This is a genomic window from uncultured Campylobacter sp., assembly GCF_905371695.1.
Lineage (GTDB): Bacteria > Campylobacterota > Campylobacteria > Campylobacterales > Campylobacteraceae > Campylobacter_A.
The window spans coordinates 1-3356 of sequence record NZ_CAJPMA010000127.1; the positions used below are offsets into that span (position 1 = coordinate 1).

The 3356-nt window shown below is 47.9% G+C and carries 3 protein-coding genes and 1 pseudogene; 3 read left to right on the plus strand and 1 reads right to left on the minus strand.

Annotated features, from left to right (window positions below; translation table 11 throughout):
- A pseudogene (locus QZ147_RS08755) lies at positions 1–350 on the minus strand (phosphoglycerate mutase (2,3-diphosphoglycerate-independent)); the annotation flags it as partial.
- A 79-nt stretch (positions 351–429) separates the two neighbouring features.
- Here QZ147_RS08755 and mraY point away from each other — a divergent pair.
- The 3 genes from mraY to murD are packed head-to-tail and all read left to right on the plus strand — an operon-like array spanning position 430 to position 3307.
- Complete coding sequence (gene mraY / locus QZ147_RS08760; RefSeq protein WP_295149416.1) at positions 430–1494, plus strand: phospho-N-acetylmuramoyl-pentapeptide-transferase; 1065 nt, start codon at positions 430–432, stop codon at positions 1492–1494.
- Positions 1495–1513: 19 nt separating this feature from the next.
- Entirely contained in the window at positions 1514–2032 is a 519-nt protein-coding gene (locus QZ147_RS08765; protein WP_295149419.1) for a hypothetical protein, read from the plus strand.
- 12 nt (positions 2033–2044) lie between these two features.
- Positions 2045–3307 carry a UDP-N-acetylmuramoyl-L-alanine--D-glutamate ligase gene (murD, locus tag QZ147_RS08770; protein WP_295149422.1) on the plus strand — a complete coding sequence of 421 codons (1263 nt, stop codon included), beginning with the start codon at positions 2045–2047 and terminating at the stop codon, positions 3305–3307.
- Positions 3308–3356 lie beyond the last annotated feature (49 nt).

Sequence of the window (3356 nt, forward strand, 5' to 3'; positions counted from 1 at the left end):
ACGCCTCCGTCGCTGTAAAGCCCGACGACGTGGATGCGTTTGCAAGTTTTAAACAAATTTAAAAGCTTTTCGCTTTTGGCTAGCGAGCCGTTTTCAAAACCGAGCGAAATTTTTACCAAATTTTGATACAAAACCCGCCCGCTGCCGATGCACATGTGCCCAACCTCGCTGTTTCCCATCTGTCCGTCGGGTAAGCCCACTGCCAGGCCCGAGGTTTTTATGAGCGAGTTTGGGACGTTTTTAAATAGCCAATCGTATGTGGGCTTTTTTGCCGCCGCAAATGCGTTAAATTCGCTACTTTCATTATATCCGATGCCGTCTGTTATCACCAAAATAGTTTTTTGCGCCATTTTTAAATTTTTGCCTTAAATTTAGATATTTTTTAACGGCATTATACTAAAATTAGCCTTTTTTAAAATAAAGGTCTTTATGTTTTACTATATTTATGAATTCTCAAATTTTAATATCTTTCAATACATCACCGTTCGCGCGGGCTTTTCGTTTTTCATCGCATTTTGCTTGACCGTTTGGGCGCTGCCTAAATTTATCGCGTGGGCAAAGGCCAAAAACGCCGCCCAGCCCATCTACGAGCTAGCTCCGCAAACGCACCAAAAAAAAGCCAAAACTCCGACGATGGGCGGGCTTGTCTTTATCGGAGCTGCGCTTGTCGCGAGCGTGATCTGCGCGAGGTTAGATAACGTTTTCGTCTTCGCCTCGATTGTCTGTCTTGCTGGCTTTACGGCGCTTGGGTTTAAAGACGATTTTCGCAAAATTTCAGGCGGCAAGAACCACGACGGACTAAGCCCCAGAGCCAAACTCGCCGCGCAAATTTTAATCGCTCTGGCCGTCTCTTCGATACTGTATTTGCAAGGCGAGCTTGGAAGCAAATTTTATCTACCGTTTTACAAATTTCCCGTGCTTGATCTTGGCATTTTTGCAGTCGCATTTTGGACGCTCGTCATCGTCGCAGCCTCAAATGCGGTAAATTTAACCGACGGCCTAGACGGGCTAGCTACGGTGCCCGCGGTATTTTCACTGCTGACTTTGGGCGTATTCGCCTACATCTGCGGACACGCGGTGTTTAGCTCGTATTTACTTTTGCCCAAGATCGCGGGCGTAGGCGAGACGGTCGTAGTAGCCGCCGCTCTGATCGGCTCTCTGATGGGATTTTTGTGGTTTAACTGCCATCCGGCCGAGGTTTTCATGGGCGACAGCGGGAGCCTCAGCGTAGGCGCATATATCGGCCTCATGGGCGTGATGACGAAAAACGAGATCCTGCTCATCATCATCGGTTTCGTCTTTGTTATGGAGACTTTGAGCGTGATTTTGCAGGTCGGAAGCTTTAAAATTTTTAAAAAGAGAATTTTCCTTATGGCGCCGATACACCATCATTTTGAGATAAAAGGCTGGGTGGAAAATAAGATCATCGTGAGGTTTTGGCTCATCGCCGTTTTGGCGAATTTAATCGCGCTGACTGCGCTAAAAATCAGGTAAATTTAATAAAGAGAAGTTGATGAGAGCGCAGATAGAGCCGGATTACGAGACAGCTAGAAAAAGATACGACGGGATTTTGGAGAAAATTTTAGCCTATACGGACTACTGCGACGAACACGGCGACGAGAGCGGCGAGAAATATCGCGAGCTGGAAAACGAGCTGCACGCAATCACGGGCAAAAATATGAGTAAATTTGACCTGTGGGAGTGGTGGGAGGCCGACGGGGCTGAAAATTTAGCCTTTGATATCGCGCTTCCGGAGCCTCGCCTAGTGCCAGATATCACAAAGGACGAGCTGCGCGAGATCATAGAGCGCATGACGAGTTTCGAGCCGCAAGAGAGCGAAGACGAGTTTTTGGACGAGTTTTACGATCGTCCGAATTTCGCTTGCGAAGGCGGATATTTTACCGAGTTTTTAAAGCTAAATTTTAAAGATACTTATGATTTTAAACTTTTTACCAGACACAAACGAAACGGCGTAATGACCGAGCTGGACGCGGAGGAAATAACACAAATTTTATGGGGCAAAAGAGCGTAAAAAGGAGCAAAAATGAGAAAATCGCTATTTGGCTACGGCGGCACGACGCGCGCAATCGCGAAAAACTTCGGCAAAGAGGGCAGCTGGGACATCTACGACGATAAATTTAGCGAGATCTCAAGCGACGAATGGGGCAACGCTTTACTGCCGCCAAACCTCTTTATACCCGAAAAAAGCGGCTTAGAGATCCCGAGCCCCGGCTTTCCGCCCGGTCACGAGCTAGTTAAAAAGGCGCAAAATCTCATCAGCGAGTACGACTATTTTTATAAAATTTACGGCGCCAAAATGCCCTTTACCGTCTGGATCAGCGGCACGAACGGCAAAACCACGACGACGAAGATGACGCAGCATCTACTGGCGCGCTACGGCTCGGTAATGGGCGGCAACGTCGGAGTTCCGCTCGCAGACCTTGACGTAAACGCCAAAATTTGGGTGCTTGAAACCAGCTCCTTTACGATGCACTACACGAACATTGCCGTGCCCGGCATCTACGTGCTTTTGCCTATCACGCCCGATCACCTCAGCTGGCACGGCGACTTTGCCGAGTATGAGCGCGCCAAGCTAAAGCCGCTAGCGACGATGGGCGAAAACACGGTCGCGATCCTACCTAAAATTTACGCCGGGGCGCCGACTAAAGCAAAGGTGATAAGCTACGAAAACGAGGCGGATTTGGCCGAGTTTTGCGGCGTAAATTTAAACGATATCGCCTTTAAAACGCCGTTTTTAACAGACGCTCTTTTGGCGCTTGCTATCCAGAAAATTTTGCTCGATAGGTGCGACGTAGAGCTTTTAAACGACTTTGTCATCGAGGGCAACAAGCTTGAGGAGTTTCGCGATGCGCGCGGACGCACGTGGGTCAATGACACAAAAGCGACCAACATCGACGCGAGCATCCAAGCCGTAAAGCGATATGAGGGCAAATTTTTGCATTTGATTTTAGGCGGCGACGATAAGGGCGTAGATATGCGGCCGCTTTTTGAGGCCTTGCACGGAGCTAAGGCGCAAATTTACGCTATCGGCTCAAATACGGACAAGCTGATGAATCTTGCGGCTGAGTTTAAAATCCCTGCCGTAAAATGCGAATTTTTAAACGTCGCAGTCGGCGAGATAGATAAAAATTTCAAATTTGACGGAGTTGCTAAGACTAGCGCAAATGATGGAAATTTAGACGAAATAGCGCTTTTAAGCCCTGCTGCGGCAAGCCTAGATCAGTTTAGCAGCTACGTGGAGCGCGGGGATGAATTTAAAAAAGCGATCTTAAATTTGCAAATTTGACGCGATATTTGCGCCATAAAGCCGCCAAATTTGAGCGACTGCCTTTAAA

What these genes read in the sequence shown, in the direction of transcription:
- mraY (WP_295149416.1), top strand. Translation starts at nt 430, where the DNA reads ATGTTTTACTATATTTATGAATTCTCAAATTTTAATATCTTTCAATAC.
- QZ147_RS08765 (WP_295149419.1), top strand. Translation starts at nt 1,514, where the DNA reads ATGAGAGCGCAGATAGAGCCGGATTACGAGACAGCTAGAAAAAGATAC.
- murD (WP_295149422.1), top strand. Translation starts at nt 2,045, where the DNA reads ATGAGAAAATCGCTATTTGGCTACGGCGGCACGACGCGCGCAATCGCG.